The sequence below is a fragment of the Streptosporangium heterodermiicola genome, from assembly GCF_051390675.1.
In the GTDB taxonomy this organism is placed as follows: domain Bacteria; phylum Actinomycetota; class Actinomycetes; order Streptosporangiales; family Streptosporangiaceae; genus Streptosporangium.
In genome coordinates this window covers 345,090-365,203 of the sequence record NZ_JBPJSR010000001.1, presented here as the reverse complement: position 1 = coordinate 365,203, position 20,114 = coordinate 345,090, and the positions used below count along the sequence as shown (strand labels likewise).

Genomic DNA, 20,114 nt, shown 5'->3' with positions numbered 1-20,114 from the left:
CTTTGTCTCTCCTGCCGTGCGGTTTCGTGCTTCGGTGGGGTTCTCCCGTCGCGTGCGCGCCGTCGCGTTTCCCGGTCTGTCCCGCCGTGCGGCTCCGCGCCCGCCCACGGGACGTCGTCCGCGTCCCCACCGAGGCCGGCCCGCCTCCTCCTGGCCTTCTCCGCCCCTCCGGCACCCGCGGGAACGTCCGGTGATGGCCGCTGATGGCCGCCCGGCCTCGCCCGGGGTCTCGCCCCGCCGCTAGGGTGACGCCGTGATCGTGATCGAGGTGGCGGAGCCCGAGGACGCGGGCGAGATCCTGACCGTGCAGCGCGCCGCCTACGTGGGCGAGGCCCAGCTCTACGGCGACCCGTTCATCCCGCCGCTCGTGGAGTCGGCCGCCCAGGTCCGCAAGGCCGTCGAGACGGCCACCGTGCTCGTCGCCCGCGACGGGTCGCGGATCGTGGGATCGGTCCGCGGCCGGATGTCCGGCACGACCTGCCTGGTCGGCCGCCTGGTGGTCGCCCCCGACCGTCAGGGCGCGGGCATCGGCGGCTCCCTGCTGACCACCCTGCACGACGAGGCCGCCACGGCCCTCGCCTTCGACCTGTTCACCGGCCACCTGTCGGAGGGCAACCTGCGCCTCTACCGCCGCCACGGCTACCGCGAGACCCGCAGGGAGCCGATGAGCGACCACCTGACCCTGGTGCACATGCGCAGGGAGCTGTGAGGGCCTCAGGGGCGGTCCTGTGCGTCGGCTGGTCGGACCTGAGCGTTTTGAGATTGGAAGGGCGGCAGGCGTGACCTCCGGCGCCGAGGGGGCGACTCGCGGCCACCGTTGGTGCGTCGTTGAGCGTCGGCTCCGATCCCGTCCGCAGGGAGCGCCTCCGGCTTCGCCGTCGTTCGGCGGCCGGCGCCGCCAGAGGAGATTCCGGGCCCCTCCCGAAGGGGCGGCCGCCTCGTACGACGGGACAACGGCTACCTCAGGCACTCCCGCCCCTGAAGACCTCGTCGCCGATCGCGCCGTAGCGCGGTCCGTACGGCGTATGCTGCGGATCATGTTGAAGGTGGGGCTTACCGGTGGCATCGGGTCGGGCAAGAGCGAGGTCTCCCGGCGGCTGGGCGCCCGCGGCGCCGTGGTCATCGACGCCGACAAGATCGCCAGAGAGGTGGTCGAGCCGGGGACTCCCGGGCTGGCGCGCGTGACCGGCGTCTTCGGCACGGACGTCCTGCGCGAGGACGGCTCGCTCGACCGGGAGAAACTCGGCTCGATCGTCTTCGCCGACTCCGAGAAACTCGCCTCCCTCAACGCCATCGTCCACCCGCTCGTCGGCGCGAGGGTCGGTGAGCTGCAGGAACAGGCGGCCCCCGGCAGCATCGTGATCTATGACGTGCCGCTGCTGGCGGAGAACAAGCTCGCTCCCATGTACGAGGTGGTGATCGTCGTAGACGCCGCCGACGAGGTGCGCGTCGCCCGGCTGATCGGGCTGCGCGGCATGAGCGAGCAGGACGCCAGGGCCAGGCTCGCCGCCCAGGCGACCCGCGAGGAGCGGCTGGAGATCGCCGACATCGTCGTCCCGAACGAGGGCTCCCTGGAGGAGTTGGAGGCCCGGATGGACGACATCTGGGCCGACCTCACGTCCCGCGTCACCGTTTGAGCGGGGAGCTCGCCCGGGAGGACCTCGGCGCTCGCCTGAACGAGGAAGCCTTCCGGAAGACCTCAGCGCCGGCCTGAGCGGGGGAGCCGTCTGTGGATGGCAGCGCTCGCCTCGGGTCTTACTTCGAGCGGGAGAGCCCTCCGGGCATCTGACCGTCCGTACCATTGCCTGGGCGCGATGGAGGGTTCTCACGCCCGCGCCACCGCCTTGAGCGGGTTGGAGTCCGAGGACCTCGGCGCTCGCTTCCGGGAGATCCCGGCAACCAGCGCCGACGAGCGAGGGCGATAACCCCTCCCCGGACCTGTTCGCGCAGGTGAGGCATGCGACCATGTCCGATGTGCTGCGGCGATTGAGTGTTCTGGATCGGATCCGCTTCGGACTTCTCGGCCTCGGCCTCCTGTTCGTCGCGACCGGTCTGCTCCCCCTCCAGGAGGCCTGGAGCGAGATGGAGCGGATCGCGCCCATCCTGCTCTTCCTCGCCGCTGTGATCGTCCTGGCGGATCTCGTCAAGGAGGCCCAGCTCTTCGACGTGATCGCGACCCGGCTGGCGGTGGTGGGGCGGGGGAACCACGTCGCGCTGTTCCTGCTGTGCACGGCCTTCGCCTCGCTGGTCACCATTTTCCTGAACCTGGACACCACGGTGGTGCTGCTGACGCCCGTCATGCTCGCCCTCGCGGCCAGGACCGGAATCGCCGCGCTGCCGCTGGCCATGACGACCCTCTGGCTGGCCAACACCGCCGCCCTGCTCCTGCCGGTGTCGAACCTGACGAACCTGCTGGCCATGGAACGGCTCGGCATGTCCGCCCGCGAGTTCGCCGGGCGGCTCTGGCTGCCCCAGCTCGTCTCCATCGCGGTCACCATGGTCTTCCTGTGGCTGTTCTTCTGGCGCCGAGGCCGGCGTGGCGGGGCCGCCCGCTACGAACCGCCGATCCCCGGCCCGGTCGCCGACCCGGTGCTGTTCAGGATCGCGGTCTCGGCGTGCGCACTGTTCGTCGCCGCGATCCTGCTGGAGCTGCCGATCCAGTTCGCCGCCCTGGGCGGAGCGGCCCTGATGATCGCCGCCTTCGCCTGGCGTGACCGCTCGAAGCTCACCTTCGCGCTGTTCCCCTGGCAGCTGCTCGTCTTCGTCGTCGGCCTGTTCCTGGTGGTGCCCACCCTGAGCCGGTACGGCCTGGCCTCGGTGATGAGCTCCCTCGTCGGTACCTCCGGGGGCCCGGGGGGCGACGGCGCCTACCGCGTGGCGGCCGTCGGCGCGGTGCTGTCCAACCTGATCAACAACCTGCCCGCCTACACGGTGGTGGAGCACGCCATCCCCCCTGGCGGCCGGGACCTGCTGCTCGCCCTGCTCATCGGCACCAACGCGGGCTCGGTGATCACCCCCTGGGCCTCCCTCGCCACCCTGCTGTGGTTCGAGTGGTGCCGCCGCCGGGGAGTGCGGGTGCCGATGTTCAGGTTCGTCCTGACGGGGGCGGTGCTGGTCGTGGTGGGGGTCACCGCCACGGTGACGGCACTGCTGCTCACGGTCTGAGCGACGACCGCAGGTATGTCACCCGGTGTGGGTGAACACCGCAGTCGCAGTCGTCGCTTGGCATGATACGAATGCCGTCAGTTCACATCAGCCTCGCGCATTCGCCTCGCGACCTCCTCTGCCTGGGGGACACCCATGGGCGTCCAGATGTCGAGCGCTTTCCTCCAGTGTTCCAAGGCCTCATCCGTCCGTCCCAGGGCTTGCAGCGAGTTGCCCAGTCCTTCGTAGGCGAATCCCCGCTGATAAAGGTTTTCCGCTTCGTCGGCATAGCGGGCGGCGACCCGGTAGTGCTCCAGGGCGGCCTGAGTGTCCCCGGTCGCGAGACAGGTGTTCGCGAGGCTGCTGAGCATCTCACTCTCGGCTGACTTGTCCTGCAGGGGTTTCGCGAGGGCGAGTGCCGTTTCATGGTGCTCGAAGGCTTCACGATAACGTCCCTCCTGCCGCAGAACCACGGCGATGCCGTTGAGCGCGTCGCTCTCGATACGCTGGTTGCCCTGGTCACGTCCCATCAGCAATGCCTGCTGTAGGCATTCCAAAGCGGTCGCCGGCTCTTTCAGTTTTTCCTGGACGAGGCCCAGTTGCACGAGGCAGTAGGCCTCGTCGTACTCCCTGCCGACCTCACGCCATTCGGTCAGGCACCTCGACAGGACCTCCGCCGCCTCGTCGAACCTGCCCATGTAGAAGTAACTGATCGCCAGGGTGTCCATCATGGCGAACTCGTCGACTCGAGCTCCGATACTGCGGGCGAGATCCAGGCACTGCTCGCCGAGTTCGATCGCCTTGGCGGGTTGTCCGGCCAACTGGAAGGCGTAGCTCACATGGCGTAGCGCCCTCGCCTCCCCCATACGATCACCGGAGGCACGCCAGATCTCCAGAGCTTTCCGCTGGTGGTCGAGGTGCTCGGCGTATCGCCCGGTGAACATCTTGGCGTAACCGAGGTCGCTCAGGATCTCGGCCTCGCCGGCGCGATCACCGATCAGGCGGGCGGAGGACAGCGCGATCTCACCTGTCATGAGGAGATCGTCGAGATGATTCCTCGAATAGAAGAACCAGGACAACCTGGTGAAGATCTGCCAGGCGTGGATGTGCCGGTTTCGTCGCGCAGCATGGACGATCACAGCCACGAGAGTGGGGTGTTCCCCTTCCAGCCAGGCCATCGCCTCGTCGAAGCCCGGAAAGTCCGGCGTCCCGTCGATCGGATTGATCGTCATGAAGGTGGTGTCCATGGGCGACAGGTGGTCCATGGCTTTCATGACCGAGTGCCGGTACCAGTCGAGCGTTCTCGTCAGAGCGTCCTCATAGTCGTCCGCGGTCTCGTCGTCGGCGCATCGTTCCTCCGCGTAGACGCGTACAAGGTCGTGCATCGACAGCCGCCGCTCGTCGTCCTCCTGCAGTAAATGCGCGTTGACCAGCGTCTCGACCACTGTCGCGGCGTTCTCCGCGGGCATGCCGGCGAGGGCGGCCGCGGCGTCCGGTCCGATGGACGGCCCAGGGTGCAGGGCGAGCAACCGGAACATCCGCCGAGTCGGCGCGGTGAGGCTCCGGTAGGACAGCTCAAGTGCGGAGCGGACACCGATCTCTGGATCCTCCTTGAGATCCAGGACGGTCAGCCGGTTCTCCTGTTGGAGTTTGGCGACGAATTCCCTGACACGTGAGGGGGACCTGCCCGCCAGCTGTGCCGCCGCCAGTCGCAGTGCCAGCGGCAGATACCCGCAGAGGCGGGCCAGTTCGGCGATCACCTCGGCCTCGGGGGCGGCCCCGCTCCCGCCCATAAAGCTGTTGAGCAGTGCGATCGCCTCATCGGCTGACAACACGTCAAGCGAGACGCCGTGCACGTCGTGAGTCACGGACAGACTTCGTAGAGTGTCACGGCTGGTGATCAGGACTCTGGACGGCGAGGAACCGGGCAGCAGGGGACGTACCTGGTCGGGGGTGGCGGCGTTGTCCAGCACGATGAGCATCCGCCTGCTCGACAGCAGTGACCTGTAGAGAGACGCGCGTTCGTCGACGCTGTGCGGGATCTCGTCATCGGCCACGCCGAGCCCGCGGAGGAGCTGATCCAGTGCCTGAGCTCCCGTGGTGGCTCGCCCCAGCGAGTAGCCGTGCAGGTTGATGTAGAGCTGTCCGTCTGGAAACCGGGCAGATGCCCGGTGCCCCCAATGCGTCGCAAGAGCGGTCTTACCGACTCCGGCGGTGCCCGCGATGGCTGAGATCACCACGGTCGGCGTGTCCTCCTTCTCGACCATGAGCATGTCGAGCTGGCGCAGTTTCTCCGTACGACCCGTGAAGCGCGTGATGTCGGCGGGCAACTGCCGGGGTACGTGTGCGGTGGGAGCATGTTCCGCCGTGGCAGGGATGGCAGTGGACTCTCCGGACAGGATCGCCTGGTGAATGCGAGCGAGTTCCTCGCCGGGCTCCAGGCCGAGCTCGTCGCGGAAGCGCCGGCGGCCGGTCCTGAACTCCTCAAGCGCCTCCGCCGTACGGCCGGCACGGTGAAGCGTGAGCATCAACTGGCCGCGCAACTTCTCGTTCAGCGGGTGTTCGGTCACCAGCAGGCGCAGCTCACCGATCAGCTCGGAATGACGCCCCAGGGTGAGATCGGCCTCGACGCGGCCGATGAGCGCGGCGAGGCGCTGCTCCTCCAGGGCAGCCCCCTCCGTCGCCTGCAGTTCGGGGTGCGTGCCGCTGAGCGCGGTGCCGCGCCACAGCGCCAGGGCCCGGCGGAATCCTTCCGCCGCTTGGGAGGCGTCACCGGCGGCCAGGGCGGAGCGCGCCAGGGCCGTCTCGGCGACGAACACGTCGAGATCGGAAGCTCCCGGCTGTAGCCGCAGCGAGTAGCCGGTGGGCGTGCTCACCACGATGTTGTCGTCGGTGAGCAGACGCCGCAGTGACCACAGGTGGTTGTGCAGCAGCCGTTGCCCGGTGGCCGGGACCTTCGCACCCCACAGAGCGTTCAGGAGCCGATCGTGGGAGACCACCCGATTGGCCTCCAGGACCAGGACGGCGAGCAGTGTCCGTTGCTTCGGCCCGACGACCGTGATCGAACGGCCGTCACGCCAGATGTCGACCGGACCGAGAACGCGAATTTCCATTCCAACCCCCGAAGAATCGCGGTCGTCACGAAGTGCGACGTTTACCTGCCAGCCGGTGAATGTTTACCGGCATGTATTCGCTGAACTGCGGTTTCTCGACAAGAAACAGCAGGTGATGAATGTCTTGGCGAGATCACGACATTCTATACGACAAGATCAACAGCGCCAACCGTGATGCTTATGGCGATCATCTCCGGCCGGGCACTCCCATTTCTCGACCCCTGGCCGGGTCCTCGTAGCCATTGGAGGTAATCGGTGGGGATTTCCTTACCGAATCACCCTTTCATGCCGTTGCCACGGCGTGGATCGTCCAAACCGTCTGGCCGAATCGCATTCACGGTCATGACCGTTTCCGCTCTGACCGCATCACTCCTGGTGGCCGGTGGCTCCGTCCCAGCACGGGCGGCCCCCGAACCCGCCACTCCCGCCATGCCCAAGGTGACGGAGTTTCCTCGCCCGGAAGATCCCGACGCGGAGCTGAGGGCCGCGATCGAGGAGGCCAGGAAGCAGAACAAGCCGGTGGAGGTCGAAGCCGCCTACACCGAGGGATCACGTACCTGGGCTTATCCCGATGGACATTTGACGACACAGTCGTACGCCGGTCCCGCTCAGCTCAAACAGGCCGACGGATCGTGGGCCTGGATCGACACCACCCTGGTGGAGCGGGACGGGGTTCTGAAACCCAAACTGGCCAGGGCGAAAATCGAGTTCTCCGCGGGCGGTGCGGATCGTCCTTTCGCGTCCATGGAACGTGGTGACGGGCAGAGGGTCTCGTTCGGCTGGCCGACCGAACTGCCCAAACCGACCGTCAGGGAAAACGTCGCGACCTTTGTCGACGCGGCCGGTCAGGGAGCCGATCTCGTCGTCACGGCACTGCCCACGGGATTCCGGCATGACGTGGTGTTGAGGGAGAAGCCCAAGGGGCCGGTGGAGTTCCGTATTCCGGTCGAAACGGACGGACTCGACCTCGCCGAGGCCAAGCGAGGCGGACTCGAACTCACCGACACCAAGGGCAGGCAGGTGGCGTCGGCGGCAGAACCGGTGACGATCGACGCCGGTCCCAGTGCCGCCGAAGCGAAAACGGCCGGAGCGCTCCCGCCGCGTACCGGCAAAATCGACACGCGGGTGGTGGAGGAGAAGGGCGAGCAGACACTGGTCCTCACCCCGGATCCGGCGTTCCTCGCCGACCCGGCGACCAGGTATCCGGTCACGGTGGATCCCACCACCACCCTCACCCTGCAGAGCGACCTGGTGGTGAGCAACACCGGCAACGCCGACACCTCGCCCGCCTCGCAGCGGCTGGTGACGAGCATCGAACGCACCAACTCGGCGGGAACGCTCACCTACAGCCACTCCCTCCTCAAATTCGACACCGGAGTGCTGGCGGGCAGGTCCGTCGGCAGCGCCAGGCTGGACATGTACGCCGACCAGCTCGTGGGCTGCCGCTGGTACGGGCCCGCGGGCATCGAGGCCAAGCGGGTGACCTCCGCCTGGCCGCAGTACGTGAGCTGGAGCAACCAGCCGTCCGTAACGAGCTTCGGCTCGTCCGTCCAGCTCTGCCCGAGCACGTCCTCGGTCGACGACAACGGCAACTGGATCCCGAGGACCTTCACCTGGAGCGTCACCGCGATGGCCCAGGCGTGGGCGGCGGGCCAGCCCAACGAGGGCATCCGGCTCTCGGGTAAGGGCACGACGGACCCCGCGCAGAACTCGGGATGGTGGGTCTACTTCCACTCGGCGGAGAAGGTCGGGGGCACCAAGCCGAAGCTGACCGTGTCGTACTTCCTGCCGCCGGAGATTCCCACGGTCAACGCCGAGTCCCTTGACTCCATGGACGGCACCGACGCGATCGCCCGCAGCACCAGCGTCAAGGTCGGCTTCAAGTCCAGTGTGCCCGAGGGGACGAACCTGGACTACACCGTCAGCGTCAACGACTCCACGATGGTGCCCCCGCCCTCCTTCCCCGCCGGGCATGTGGCGCATTGGAAGCTCGACGAGTCCGCGGGGGCGGCCTCCGCCGCCGACTCCGGTACGGGCGGCTTCACCGCCACGTACGCCGGCAGCAGGAGAGCGGCCATCACCGGCAAGCTCGGCGGTGCGGTCCAGTTGAACGACATGACCGGCAGCAACGGCTGCTGCGTACCCGACTCCTACGCCGCCACCAACAGATCGGTGCTGAACCAGAACTCCAGTTTCAGCGTCAGCGCCTGGGTCCGCCTCAAGGAGAGCGAATCCGTCCAGTACGTCGCCAGCCAGGACGGTGACCCGTTCGGCCTGAGCATCTACTACCTCGGTGGCAGTCACCAGAAGTGGCGGCTGCAGGTCTCCGGCACCGGCGGCACGACCGGGTACGGCGTCTGGGTCGACTCGGCCAAACTGGCCACGGCCGACACCTGGACCCACCTGGTCGGCATTTACGACGCCGGAACCTCCAAGATCCGTCTCTACGTCGATGGCGTGCTGTCCGGCGAGGCCGACTACCAGCCGTCCGGCACCGTGACCGGCGGCCCGTTCCGCATCGGCGGCCACAAGTCGGGTCTCAACCTGCTGCAGGGCGCGGTCGACGACATGCGTCTCTACCAGCGGGTTCTGTCCCTGGCGGACATCAAGAAGCTGTACGGCGAGGTCGCCTCCACCAGCTACAACGCCAAGCCCTCCGGCCAGGTGATCGAACAGACCTTCGCCCTCCACAACCCGGCCAGCCTCAAGTTCGTGGTGCGTGCCTGTCGCAGCGGTGTCAGCCAGCCGTCCTGCAATGAGAGCCCGCCCTACCGCGTCACCAGCGACGCCCCGATGCTGCCCACCGACACCGAGACCGGCATGGCCGACCCGACCCGGCCGATCCTGTCCGGCATGGTCAACCGTCCCTCGGGCGGACCGGTCACCGCCAAGTACTTCCTCTACAACAGCACCGGCGCCCCGGTCGGCTCCAGCCCGCTCGGCGAACGTACGGTCAACGGCGGGGAGCGCGCGTCCTTCCAGGTGCCGGAGAACACCGTCCAGCTCGGCGGGACCTACACCTGGCAGATGCAGGCGTGCGCCCTGGAGATCTGCACCGCCAAGACGGCCCCGGTCAGTGTCACCATCCCAGGCGACCCACCGGAGCCGCCAGCTGAACCCGTCAACCACCTGACCCTGCTCAAGGACAACTTCGTCATCAAGACGGCGAAGGTCGACCCGACGGCCTGTGATGGTTCGCCCTGTACGGTGACCGACTCGACCGTCATGCGGATCGGCGGTAGCGGTACCGACAAGACCGCCGCGGTGATCGGGTTCAGACTCGACGAACTTCCCGACGGCGCGGGTGTCTCGGAAGGCATCCTCAAACTCGGTACTCCGGCCTGCCCTGCCGGGACCTGCCCGGCGGACGCGATCATCACTGCCACCCCGCTGAAGAGCCAGGTTACTGGTGAGACCAAAGGCTCGGACCTTGCAGGCGACGCCAACGTTGACGTCACTCCCTACGCTCTGCCGTTGAGCGGACCGCAGGCAAACATCGCCGGCAGTGAATACCAGTGGCTAATGCTGACTTCCAACAAGGATGAGATCATCACCTTTGGTGACGCGGTGGCGGCTGAGCAGCCTTCGGTGGCACTCACTTACATACTTGCGGGACCACCGAGCAAGGTACTCAACCTCACCACCCAGGGGGGTGACGCCAGTGCGATCGCCAGCTGGGGCCTGCCTGAGAGCAACGGCGGCATCGCCATGCTGGACGGTTATGACGTCGAGGTGACCGAGGGGGGCGGCGCCGTCGTCGAGACCTTGGATGTCAAGGATCCCTGGGCAGCCATCACTGGTCTGGCGAATGACATGACCTACACCGTGAAGGTGCGGGCCAAGACCAGGTTCGGTGTCAGTGGTTGGGAGATTGCCTCTGTGACGACGAAGGCTGTTCCGCCCCCACCCGTACGGGGCGGAGGCACAGCCTGTGTCCCATTCCTAGACTCCCGCTCCCCGAGTGCGAGTGCGAACTCAAGCACGACTTCGGGCGCCCAGGCCTACATCGACAGAGTGAAGGCGTATTACCAAGCTCAGGACGCTGTTCTTGAGAACCGTGCCAATACCATCTGGGACGCGCCGGGGGTGACAGCAGACGGGCCCAGTACGGCCAAGCTGTCTCTGCTCAACGCGGAGTTGGTACAGGCGAGAACTGCCATGAATCAGGCTGGCACAACTCGGTCAGGCTCCGTTGTGGAGATCCCCGGTGCTGTTGTTCGGGGAATGCCTGACGGTACAGTGCATGTGATGGCGGAGGTCAAGCGTAGTTGGGTTGAACAGACCTCGTCACCAGCAAGGGCAGCCCGGCCGACCGTAGGTACTGCTGGCCAGATCGAACCAAGTGAAGCCATAATCGACATCTTCGTCTTCGATCGCTGTGGCGGTACGAGCATCATTCAGGTGCCCCTTGAAGTCGAGCAGGACTCGACGGACTTCTATTACGATGAGGAATGGGAGGAATACCTCTCGACAGGCCTCATTCCAGGCGAGACACCCCCGTCGGCTACCGATCAATCGCAGGCGAAGCTAGATGCCGCCAACGCTGCGTCAGGTAGCTGTGACCCCAATCCGGAGGATGGGAATAGTGGTAAGAGTGGCTCCTGGGTGAAGGAGAAGCCCGGGTACGGCCAATACAAACTTTTGGATAAGCAGAGGCATCCCACCACGAGAATCTTGTGGAAGGGCTGGCAACTCCATGCCGAGGCGCGCTCCACATGGTGTCACCCCGATGGTGAGGATTACTCGTCCCTCACCACGGAGACCTGGAGAATTCCAAGCCTCGTCAACTACGTTCGGGTCTACACGATCGGCCCATGGAGGCTTAAGACAGAAAAAGAACTTGCCGAATACAGATACATCCTCAACAACCTGGTCATCAAGTCTGCCGGTGAGGCTTGCTTCAACATCGAGCGAGATGATAGTACAGGTGGAGTTACTGTCGCTATTGACGGGAACAGGTCGCCGTCGGCGGGAGTTTATGTAGAATTAAATGGCTCCATTGAAACGACCTGTAGGCCTTACGAAAAGATAGGGCCCGTAAAGCCGAGTAATCCCAACCCGGATGACTTTTTCCGCCTCAAAGCGGTCTGGACGAAGAAGACATCGAAGGCGGAGTGTTTCGAGGGTCCTACCACCCGCTGCGAGTTGACCGGCTACCAGCATCGCTTTGAGCCAGAAGTTACGTTCTGCCGTCACGTCACCGCGAGGGTCGCCGACTGCTCCGAATGGATCCCCAGTCCCTACAACAGTTGGTGGCACGACTTCCTGGGCCGAAAGAGTGGGAACGGTTAGGGTGCGATGATCTCTAGATGACTCGTGGGGCCGGGGATAACACACTTCGGCCCCATGGGTCATCCGAGCCCCCTGCCCGGTAATTGCTTGAAAGATATTTCGAATAATTTCCCCGAAAAATCACGGGAAGGCTGTCGATTTTGATTGCGATAAGGAATGTATTCCTTGCGTTGGGAACGCTGATGACGTTTGCTGGAGTTGGCTTGGTGATCTTCGATCCCCCCTCCTTCTATTGGAGCTCGAGAATGACGTCAACTCCAGACTTTCTTGTCCTGATAGCTTTGAGTAAGCCTTTTGTTCTCGTGCTTGGCGGTCTGGGAATGATGCTCGGTGGAATCGCGGTGGCTATCGGATGTCTACCGAAGAACGCTTCCAAGAAGTCTAGCTCCGCAACTTGGCGAGAGGAGGAAGCTCAGGAGTGAATTTGAGTGTCTCGGCCGTATTGTCTCTATTTGTTCGTCGAGGCGGATGGCAGACGAGCTCTCTGATTTCGCTCTAATCTAACATCGCGGGCCGCGAGTTGATCGGGGAAAGCATCGCCTTCGCTCACGCTGAGCTTCGCGGCCCATGGGAACGGGTCAATGCTGTGCCAAAATCACGGCGCATCCTGCGGAAACTATGCAGCTGCTCTCTTCGTGCGGATCGGCTGGTCAAAGTAGTCTCGCGCCACAGGTTCGCGAAGTAGCATGAAAAAATGCATGCCTAACCAGAAGGTTCTGGTTCTTTTCGATCCCGCGATGCTATGGATGACACATGCGAAGATCTCTGGTGGTGCCAGCGGCGATCATGGGAGCGTTGCTCGCCGTTGTCGGGCTTGCGGTCGCGGCCGTGGTGCTGGTGTTCGCCGTGCCCGGCCCGGCATCTCCGGGAGCTGGAGCCGACGCGTCACCGGGGCCTGTCGGTTCTCTGCCGACTCCGGTCGCGGGTACGGAGAGAGCGGCGGTTCCTGAGGAGAACCCCACCGAGGACGAGGACGAGGAAGAACCTGAGGAGCGACTGGCTGCCGGGAGAGCCTGGCCTCTCAAGATCAGTCAGGCCACCCGTGACAAGTTGGCCGCCGCGAGCCGCGCTGTTGCCGGGCCCTCCGCGGAATCCGCCCGGGTGACTACTGAGGGAGTCGTCTACTACGGCGTGGTCTACGGCAAGAGCGAGGCGGCCGACACCTACTACGTGGTCGCGTCGCTGGACAGGCTGCACTTCTGGACACGGGAGGGGCGCGGCGACTGGCGCTTCGAGGGCGACTACGACGCGCGGGTCTGCGCGCCGCCCGCACCCACCTCGATGTACGCCGCGTGGGGGCTGAATTTCTCAACGCGGAAACCGGGTGAGTACGAGCTCTGCCGCGAGTAGCCGTTTTGGGCTGGCCTGATCGATGCCGTCAGATGTCGCCGGACCCGGACAAAGGTGGCCGGGCCACGGGGGAAGCTCCTACTGAATACCGTCGGGAAACAGTACGCAGACCCGACCGTCGAAACGGCCGGGTGTGCGGCTCTCAGCCAGGAGCGGAGCTCCGGGCCGAACTGTCGAGAGCGGGCTCGCCGGTCAGCCGAAGCGGCCCGGCTTCACGGCACCGAGGAAAGCACTCCACTCGCCTGGGGAGAAGACGAGGGCAGGGCCCGCGGGGTTCTTGCTGTCGCGGACGGCGACGGCTCCGGGGAGGTTTCCGGCGACCTCGACGCGGTTCCCGCCGCTGTCGCCACTGAGGGAGCTCTTCTTCCAGGCGGCCATGGAGAGGTCAGGGCCGGTCGGATCTGTTGCTTCCATTGGTCCCTCGCCTCTTTGATCATCTCTAGCGACTGCCCGGGACGGTACGCCTCTGCGCGGATCCTGCCATAGCTATCCCAGATGAACGCCGCCAAATCGTGTTCTGCCGACACTTCGCCTGCTCCGGATGACTCTATGGAGACGGTGGTCGGGGCGTCCGGTAGTTCAGCAAGCACGAACCCGGACATCAGGCCCGCTGTGCAGGGGGTGTCGCGGGGAACGATCCGCACCTTCACGTTCTGTCGGCTGGCAACCGCCGCCAGGTGGTCGAGCCGCTCGTACATGACTTCCGGGCCTCCGATGGGGCGGCGAAGCACCCATTCGTCGATGAGGGCCCACATTACGAGTGGGTTGTCCTTCGTGAGGATCAGTTGCCGCCGCATGCGAGCGCTGACCTGCTCCTCGATCTCCCGCTCCGAAGTGGCCAGACCACCACGGAAGACGGCTCGTGCGTGGTTCTCCGTCTGGAGAAGGCCGGAAAACAGGAGCGGATCCCAGCTTCGTAGCACGCGGGCCCGGGGCTCGATCTCGTCGGACCATCTGAGGAACCAGGCCGGTCCGCTGGGGGCGGTGACGTTGCGGCAGAGGTGGGTGAAGAGGTCGTCCGTCTTGAAGGACCTGTCGCAGTCGGCCGCCAGCTTGGTGCTTGGCCTCCGGTTGCCGGTCTCGATGTGCCCGATGAACGACGACGAGACGCCCAGGTGACTACCCAGCCGAGCCTGTGACAGACCCGCCTCTCTGCGGGCCCGCCCCAGCTCCCATGCCTGCTGAATCTTCTTTACACGCCCATGCGCGTCTGGCGAATTCGATCTGTTTCCCGGAAAAGCCATGAGCGTTCGGGTTCTGGCCGGCCCGGGTCCCGGTGAGCGGGAACCAGGCCGGTGGACGGAGCGACGGGACGACGGGGCGGGGGACTCCGGAAGCGGGTTAAGAGACCTTGGCGGAGGGAGCGTGCCAGGTCTTGCAGGAGCGGGGGTCGGAGGTGGAGTAGCCCCGCTTGGTCCAGTAGACGACGTTGGCGCTCTTGCCGAAGTAACGGTTCCCGCCCTTGGGGTCGGCATCGGCCTTGGTCAGGTCCAGCAGGCGCCGGGCGTCCTTGGCGGGGTAGCCGAGGGCGTGCCACACGCTCTTCGCGGTGATCCCGCCCAGGCACTTCGCCTGCAGGCTGTAGCGGCGGAGCTGCTCCTGGATCTCCCTGTCGTCGTCGGCGTGCAGGGCGTTGTAGCCCTCCCTGATGTCGGCCACGTGCTGCACGTACTCGCCGTAGGCGGAGCTCAGCTCCGCGAGGATCGGAAGGTCATCGGATGCCTTGATCCAGTCGGGACGGATGTGTACGGAGATGTAGATTCCGAAACAGTTGACGGCCTCCGACCTGGCGGGGTTTATCTTGGCCCCGAAGCAGGCGCGCCTGGCGTCCTTCTCCAGGGTGGTCCCGTGCATCTCCAGGCTGGGCGGCACGGACGACAGGTTGGCCTCCTTCAGATACGGGAGCCAGGCGTCGTTCATGCAGGTGAAGAGCGCTTTGACGTGCTTCTTGACCGAGGCGAGGCTCTTGCCCTTGGCGGGCTTGTCGGCGCACCCCGCGGCGGGGAGCTTTCCGGCGGAGTAGAGGGGGTTGCCGGTCAGGAGCGGGGCGTCCTCGACCGGATATGCGAGGGCGGTGGCCGTACCGGGGAAGAGCAGGACGGAGGCGGCGGCCGTCGCCGTGATCACGCGGATTTTCATGGTCATGGACATTAGGGCATATGTCTACCGTTCGTCCGGTCGTCTAATTCGTTTGCCCGCGGGCCAGGGCCGAGGACATGATCGAGCATGGCGATGACACCGGAACTGCTCGCCTACTACGAGCAGGAGAAGGAAGACGGCCGGCTCCGCGCGGGGCGTGGGCGGCTGGAGTTCTGGCGGACACAGGACGTGCTGCGCAGGGCGCTGCCTCCGGCCCCGGCCAGGGTGCTGGACGTGGGCGGCGGCACCGGGGTGCACGCGGAGTGGCTCGCCGCCGACGGATACCGGGTCGAGCTGATCGATCCCATGCCGCCGCACGTGGAGCGGGCTGCGCGGCTGGCCGGGGTCACCGCGCGAGAGGGTGACGCCAGGCGACTGCCGGTGCCCGACGAGAGCGTGGACGCGGTGCTGCTCCTGGGCCCGCTCTACCACCTCGGCGACCGCGCCGACCGGGTCCGTGCCCTGGCGGAGGCGGTACGGGTGGTGCGGCCCGGCGGCCTGGTGGCCGCCGCGACCATCAACCGCTACGCGGCCGTGCACGACATGGTCTACCAGGGGTTGTACGTGCGGGAAGAGCCGAGGGGGACGGCGAACGCGGCCCTGGTGGACGGGGTCCTGTCCGGTCCGGGCATTGACTTCACCGCCTACATGCACGACCCCGACGACGTCCCGGCCGAGTTCGCCGACGCGGGCCTTCCCGACGCCGCCCGTTACGGTCTGGAGGGAGCCTTCTGGCTGTACGGTGACGTCGACGACTGGCTCGACGACCCCGGGCGCCGCGCTCTCATGCTCGACGCCCAGCGCCGCCTGGAGTCGGTCCCCTCCCTGCTGGGCGTGAGCGGCCACCTGCTCACCCTTGCCCGCAAGGCGTCCTGATCCCGACCGACGATCACTGTTCTGCTCGCGACGACACCGTCGCCCAAGGGAGATGTCTTGTCGATTCAGATCGTCCCGCTGGCCGATCCTCATCCGAGCGCGTCCAGTCACCGGCTGGTGTGGCTGGCCTCCGACGGCGATGGAGCTCCGGTGGGATCGGCGTTCCTGCGCCTGTTCGACCGTGAGGGCCAGGATCACCTGGCCGAGCTGGAGCTGAACGTGCACCCGGCCGAGCGGCGCGCGGGCGTCGGCTCCGAGCTGCTGGCGCGGGCGGTGGCGGGGGCCGGGTCGGAAGGACGGCGCTGCGTGCTCGCCCAGGCCGGTGCCGGTACGCCGGGCGACCTGTTCCTGGCGGCCAGGGGGTTCAGGAAGGTGCTCACCCTGACGTACGCCAGGCTCGCGCTGGCCAACGCCACCGTGGACACCGCTGCGTCGGCCCATGCCAGCGTGGACGCGGCCGCCGTCAGCCCGCCCGCCGGGTACCGGCTGCGTTCCTGGGACGGGACGGTGCCGGACGAGCTGGCCGACACCTTCACCGCCTCCCGCCGGGCGATGGACGACATGCCGATGGACGACACCGACTACGGCGTCGTGGTCTGGGACGTCGAGAGGGTCAGGGCAGCCGCCAAGGCCATCGCGGACCGCGGCGAGTCGCTCCACACGGTCGTCGCCGTCGACGAGTCCGACGGCTCGATAGCCGGGTTCACCGAGCTGGTCGTCCCCGGTGACGGCAAGGGCGACGGCCAGCACTACGGTACGGGGGTCCTGCCGGAACACCGCGGCCACGGCCTGGCCAGGTGGATGAAGGCCGAGGCGATCCGGCAGGCCCGCGAACGCCACCCGGACCTGGGCGGGCTGCTGGCCGACACGGCCGACAGCAACACCCACATGCGGGCCGTCAACGACTCGCTCGGCTACAGGCCCACCCACAGGACGTTCCAGTACCAGCTGGACCTGTGAGGCCCCCGGTGGCGGCGAACGCTCCACCATCGCCGCCACCGACGACGGCTCAGCCGACGACGCGGAACCAGATGCTCGTCGCGTGCGGCACCTCGGTCAGGCCGATGCGCTCCAGCCTGACGTTGGTCCCGCCCGGATGGTCGAACAGCCGGACGCCGTCGCCCAGCATGACGGGCGCGACGAACACGAGGATCTCGTCGAGCGCACCCGCCTCAAGGCACTGCCGGGCAGTGTCGGCGCCGAGGATGTTGACATACCTGTCACCCGCGGCGGCCTTGGCCGCGGCGACGCCGCTGTCGAGGTCGCCGACGAAGGTGACACCCGGCACCGGGGTCTCCGGGGCGCGGTGGGTGAGCACGAACTGCGGTCCGGTCCACCCACCGCCGAACGGCTTGCCCTCGCTCTCCGTACCCCGATGGGGATCGTCGCCGCCGAAGGTGCGGTTGCCGACGAGAAGCGCGCCGATCTCGCTGATGATCTTGTCGACCGTCGGGTTGGGGCCGAGGTGTTCGGTCAGCCAGGACATGTCACCGCCGGGACCGGCGATGAAGCCGTCCAGTGACATGGTGACCGAATACAGCATCTTGCCCATGAGTTACCTCCGTCGGGGTCGGTTGTGGCTGACCCGTTCTGAGACGGCGGCTCGCGCGAGAACTCATCGGTGCACAGGCGAGATCGGTGCACAGGCTAAAGCGTCGCGGGCAGGGCGAACGCCGCGAACAGGGCAGGATCGTGGAAGGCGGTGGCCTCCACGATCAGGTCGTCCTCGATCCGCAGCACGGAGATCGCGAAGGGGCGGTGGGCGGGCTCGTCGAGGCGCCGTACGTAGGCCGCCACGGCCGGCCGCCGGTTGGCGCGGGTGGGCAGCATCCGGAACCGGCCCACGTAGTCGGGCGAACCGGCGTCCCAGCTCGCCGCCAGCGAGGCCACGACCACGTCGCGCCCCCGGAACCACATGGGCCACGGCGGCATCTCCGTCCGTACGTCCTCGGCCAGCAGGTCGGCGACCGCGGCGAGGTCGGCGCGCTCCATCGCGTCCATGTAGCGGCGCAGGACCGTCCGCTCGCGCTCGGTGGGCTCCGCCGACGGCGCCCAGTCGAGGCGGCGTTCGGGCAGGTGTTCTCTCAGCGTCGCACGGGCCCGCTGCAACGCGCTGTTCACCGACGCCACGCTGCCCTCCAGCAGCGTCGCGATCCGCTTGGCGGGCCAGCCGAGCACGTCGCGCAGGATCAGCGCGGCCCGCTGCCGGGGCGGCAGGTGCTGGAGCGCGGCCAGGAACGCCAGCTCGATCGTCTCCCTGGTGACTGCTACGGAGTCAGGCTCGGTCTCGATGGGCGCGACCGGCTCCCACAACCGGTCGGGGAACGGCTGCAGCCAGGCGATGTCGGTACGGGCCGGCAGCGCGGCACTCGGATCCGACGGCCCGGACAAATGACGGGGGAGCACCCGGTGCGCCCGGCCGTCGAGGGCGTCGAGGCACGCGTTCGTCGCGATCCGGTACAGCCAGGCCCGGAACGTCGAACGCCCCTCGAAACCGCCGAGGCCCTTCCAGGCGCGCAGGAACGTCTCCTGCGTCAGATCCTCCGCCTCGTCGAACGAGCCCAGCATCCGGTAGCAGTGCACCCGCAGCTCACCCCGATGACGCTCGACGAGCGCCGCGAACGCGGACTCGTCGCCCGCCCGCGCGGCGGCCACCACCGCGTCGCCGTCACCCGCGCCCATCGGCCGTCCCCCCCGCCAGCGCCTCGACACCCCGGCCACCCTGGCCACCTCGACACCTCGGCCACCGGCCGAGCCTGGCAGGAACCCTACGACAGGGATACGACAGAGATACGGGGACTCGCGCCATCATGAGCGTACGTCGGGCTTCACGCCGTACCGGGGCCGTGGCTTGAGTCCGCCCCGGCAGGCATACCGTCGGCCACCATCCCATCGGAGAGCACACGATGCCCGCTCAGCGGCCCCTCACCTACCACGCGTTCGCCGAGCTCGCCGCCGCGGACCCCGCCGTCGTCGGCCTCGTCCTCAAGGGCTCCCACGCCCACGACGGCATGACCACCGAGCACTCCGACCACGACCTGTACGTCGTCCTCGCCGACAGCGCGACGACGGACCTGACCCGGTTCGCGGGCCACCGCACTCCCGAGCTGGACCTCGTCATCCTCCCCCTCGCCGAGTTCCGCGCTGCCGGAATGCCCGGATTCGAGCGCTACGCTCTCGCCCGACACCCGTTGCCCGGCTGGGACACCGGCGTGCTGCTGGACGCCGTGGACCGCGTCTCGGGAACGGGCGACGTGCCCCTGCAGCGGAGCCTCTTCGCCAGGGTCGAGGCGGCGGCCCGGCGCGCCGGGCACGGCGCGGTGCTGGACGCGTGGGGTGAGGACCTCGACCTGATGCGACCGCGCTAGACAGGCCGCGGCCCGGCCACCGGGAGACGGTGGCCGGGCCGGGACCGCGACGCGAGGAAGGCTAGAACCAGCCGCGCTTCTGGGCCATCGACTGCAGGCCGCCGCGCAGCGACTGCTCCACCTGGCCCGGGTGGTCGTTGTAGTGGACGGTGAAGCGGCTGTAGGTGTCGTGGCTGGAGCCGAAGCTGCCGCGCTTGTCGGCCTCCAGGATGATGTCCATCGCCTGGGGGCCGGCGATGAAGGTAAGCTCCAGCTCGTTGAAGTGGCGGCGGTAGTCGTTGCCCGCGTAGTACTCGATCTCCTGGAAGAACGGCATCCGCGAGCCGTGCAGGGTGCCCCGCTCCAGGTCGGCCTTCTTGAAGCGGAAGCCGAGGTTGTCCAGCGCGCCGAGGACGTGGTCCTGGGCGGGCAGCGGGTTGACGAACAGCGGGTCGAGGTCGCCCTTGTCGAGCGCGCCCGCGAGGGCGAGCTCGGTGGAGACACCGAGCTGCATACCGCGCAGCGGGTGGCCGCCGATGGCGCTGATCGGCGTCTCCCAGGGGACCTGGATCTCGAAGGGGGCCGACTGCGGGGCGCCCGCGGCGAGGTGGAAGGGGCCGGTGATCTGCTGGCGCAGGAAGCTGTACGTCGACTTGTACTCGTTGTCACCGCTCTCGACCTCGACGACGGCGGTGAAGTCGATGAAGATGCCCTCCACCTTGTAGTCGGAGCCGCCGCCGCGGAAGTTGACCTGCCCGCGCAGGACCTCGCCGGGCCGCACCTGCGAGTTCTGCAGCACGGTGTCGACCTCGACACCGGCGCCGAACGCGGCCATCAACTTACGGAACACCAT

Annotated in this window: 14 protein-coding genes and 1 pseudogene; 8 read left to right on the top strand and 7 right to left on the bottom strand. The window is 67.1% G+C overall.

Annotated features, from left to right (window positions below):
• Positions 1 to 253: 253 nt before the first annotated feature.
• The 3 genes from ACSC1Q_RS01515 to ACSC1Q_RS01505 all read left to right on the top strand — a co-directional run bounded on the left by ACSC1Q_RS01515 (position 254) and on the right by ACSC1Q_RS01505 (position 3,165).
• A complete protein-coding gene (locus tag ACSC1Q_RS01515) occupies positions 254 to 709 on the top strand; it encodes a GNAT family N-acetyltransferase (protein ID WP_436756812.1) in 456 nt (151 codons plus the stop codon).
• Between the two features lie 328 nt (positions 710 to 1,037).
• On the top strand, positions 1,038 to 1,637 hold the full coding sequence (gene coaE / locus ACSC1Q_RS01510) for a dephospho-CoA kinase (RefSeq protein ID WP_436756811.1): 600 nt from the start codon (positions 1,038 to 1,040) through the stop codon (positions 1,635 to 1,637).
• A 349-nt stretch (positions 1,638 to 1,986) separates the two neighbouring features.
• Positions 1,987 to 3,165 (top strand): SLC13 family permease, encoded by a 1,179-nt coding sequence (locus ACSC1Q_RS01505; RefSeq protein ID WP_436756810.1) that lies wholly within the window; start codon positions 1,987 to 1,989, stop codon positions 3,163 to 3,165.
• Positions 3,166 to 3,242: 77 nt separating this feature from the next.
• Here the strand turns inward: ACSC1Q_RS01505 and ACSC1Q_RS01500 are convergent, their stop codons facing one another.
• Positions 3,243 to 6,257: an AfsR/SARP family transcriptional regulator gene (locus ACSC1Q_RS01500; RefSeq protein ID WP_436756809.1), complete on the bottom strand. Its 3,015-nt coding sequence runs from the start codon at positions 6,255 to 6,257 to the stop codon at positions 3,243 to 3,245.
• A gap of 429 nt (positions 6,258 to 6,686) precedes the next feature.
• Between ACSC1Q_RS01500 and ACSC1Q_RS01495 the strand changes: the two genes are divergently transcribed.
• Positions 6,687 to 11,549 (top strand): LamG-like jellyroll fold domain-containing protein, encoded by a 4,863-nt coding sequence (locus tag ACSC1Q_RS01495; protein ID WP_436756808.1) that lies wholly within the window; start codon positions 6,687 to 6,689, stop codon positions 11,547 to 11,549.
• A gap of 1,101 nt (positions 11,550 to 12,650) precedes the next feature.
• A complete protein-coding gene (locus ACSC1Q_RS01490) occupies positions 12,651 to 12,899 on the top strand; it encodes a hypothetical protein (RefSeq protein ID WP_436756807.1) in 249 nt (82 codons plus the stop codon).
• Positions 12,900 to 13,091: 192 nt separating this feature from the next.
• Here the strand turns inward: ACSC1Q_RS01490 and ACSC1Q_RS01485 are convergent, their stop codons facing one another.
• From ACSC1Q_RS01485 to ACSC1Q_RS01475, 3 genes and pseudogenes are all read right to left on the bottom strand, one after another.
• Positions 13,092 to 13,313, bottom strand: a complete 222-nt coding sequence (locus tag ACSC1Q_RS01485) for a DUF397 domain-containing protein (RefSeq protein WP_436756806.1) — start codon at positions 13,311 to 13,313, stop codon at positions 13,092 to 13,094.
• 23 nt (positions 13,314 to 13,336) lie between these two features.
• Positions 13,337 to 14,143, bottom strand: a pseudogene (locus ACSC1Q_RS01480) (helix-turn-helix domain-containing protein); the annotation flags it as partial.
• 97 nt (positions 14,144 to 14,240) lie between these two features.
• Positions 14,241 to 15,044, bottom strand: a complete 804-nt coding sequence (locus ACSC1Q_RS01475) for a neutral zinc metallopeptidase (protein WP_436756805.1) — start codon at positions 15,042 to 15,044, stop codon at positions 14,241 to 14,243.
• A gap of 81 nt (positions 15,045 to 15,125) precedes the next feature.
• Here ACSC1Q_RS01475 and ACSC1Q_RS01470 point away from each other — a divergent pair, with 81 nt between their 5' ends.
• Positions 15,126 to 15,914 (top strand): class I SAM-dependent methyltransferase, encoded by a 789-nt coding sequence (locus ACSC1Q_RS01470; RefSeq protein WP_436756804.1) that lies wholly within the window; start codon positions 15,126 to 15,128, stop codon positions 15,912 to 15,914.
• Positions 15,915 to 15,971: 57 nt separating this feature from the next.
• Positions 15,972 to 16,874: a GNAT family N-acetyltransferase gene (locus ACSC1Q_RS01465; RefSeq protein WP_436756803.1), complete on the top strand. Its 903-nt coding sequence runs from the start codon at positions 15,972 to 15,974 to the stop codon at positions 16,872 to 16,874.
• 49 nt (positions 16,875 to 16,923) lie between these two features.
• Here the strand turns inward: ACSC1Q_RS01465 and ACSC1Q_RS01460 are convergent, their stop codons facing one another.
• Entirely contained in the window at positions 16,924 to 17,466 is a 543-nt protein-coding gene (locus ACSC1Q_RS01460; protein WP_436756802.1) for a dihydrofolate reductase family protein, read from the bottom strand.
• Positions 17,467 to 17,561: 95 nt separating this feature from the next.
• On the bottom strand, positions 17,562 to 18,644 hold the full coding sequence (locus tag ACSC1Q_RS01455) for a sigma-70 family RNA polymerase sigma factor (protein WP_436756801.1): 1,083 nt from the start codon (positions 18,642 to 18,644) through the stop codon (positions 17,562 to 17,564).
• Positions 18,645 to 18,820: 176 nt separating this feature from the next.
• On the opposite strand from ACSC1Q_RS01455, the gene ACSC1Q_RS01450 reads away from it, so the two are divergent.
• On the top strand, positions 18,821 to 19,282 hold the full coding sequence (locus ACSC1Q_RS01450) for a hypothetical protein (RefSeq protein ID WP_436756800.1): 462 nt from the start codon (positions 18,821 to 18,823) through the stop codon (positions 19,280 to 19,282).
• A 61-nt stretch (positions 19,283 to 19,343) separates the two neighbouring features.
• Here the strand turns inward: ACSC1Q_RS01450 and ACSC1Q_RS01445 are convergent, their stop codons facing one another.
• The gene (locus tag ACSC1Q_RS01445) at positions 19,344 to 20,114 is read right to left on the bottom strand and encodes a sporulation protein (protein ID WP_344750215.1); all 771 of its coding nucleotides are present in this window, start codon (positions 20,112 to 20,114) and stop codon (positions 19,344 to 19,346) included.

Coding starts and splice junctions, on each gene's coding strand:
- coaE (WP_436756811.1), top strand. CDS start 1,038: ATGTTGAAGGTGGGGCTTACCGGTGGCATCGGGTCGGGCAAGAGCGAG.
- ACSC1Q_RS01500 (WP_436756809.1), bottom strand. CDS start 6,257: ATGGAAATTCGCGTTCTCGGTCCGGTCGACATCTGGCGTGACGGCCGT.
- ACSC1Q_RS01495 (WP_436756808.1), top strand. CDS start 6,687: ATGCCCAAGGTGACGGAGTTTCCTCGCCCGGAAGATCCCGACGCGGAG.
- ACSC1Q_RS01485 (WP_436756806.1), bottom strand. CDS start 13,313: ATGGAAGCAACAGATCCGACCGGCCCTGACCTCTCCATGGCCGCCTGG.
- ACSC1Q_RS01475 (WP_436756805.1), bottom strand. CDS start 15,044: ATGACCATGAAAATCCGCGTGATCACGGCGACGGCCGCCGCCTCCGTC.
- ACSC1Q_RS01470 (WP_436756804.1), top strand. CDS start 15,126: ATGGCGATGACACCGGAACTGCTCGCCTACTACGAGCAGGAGAAGGAA.
- ACSC1Q_RS01460 (WP_436756802.1), bottom strand. CDS start 17,466: ATGGGCAAGATGCTGTATTCGGTCACCATGTCACTGGACGGCTTCATC.
- ACSC1Q_RS01450 (WP_436756800.1), top strand. CDS start 18,821: ATGCCCGCTCAGCGGCCCCTCACCTACCACGCGTTCGCCGAGCTCGCC.
- ACSC1Q_RS01445 (WP_344750215.1), bottom strand. CDS start 20,114: ATGGTGTTCCGTAAGTTGATGGCCGCGTTCGGCGCCGGTGTCGAGGTC.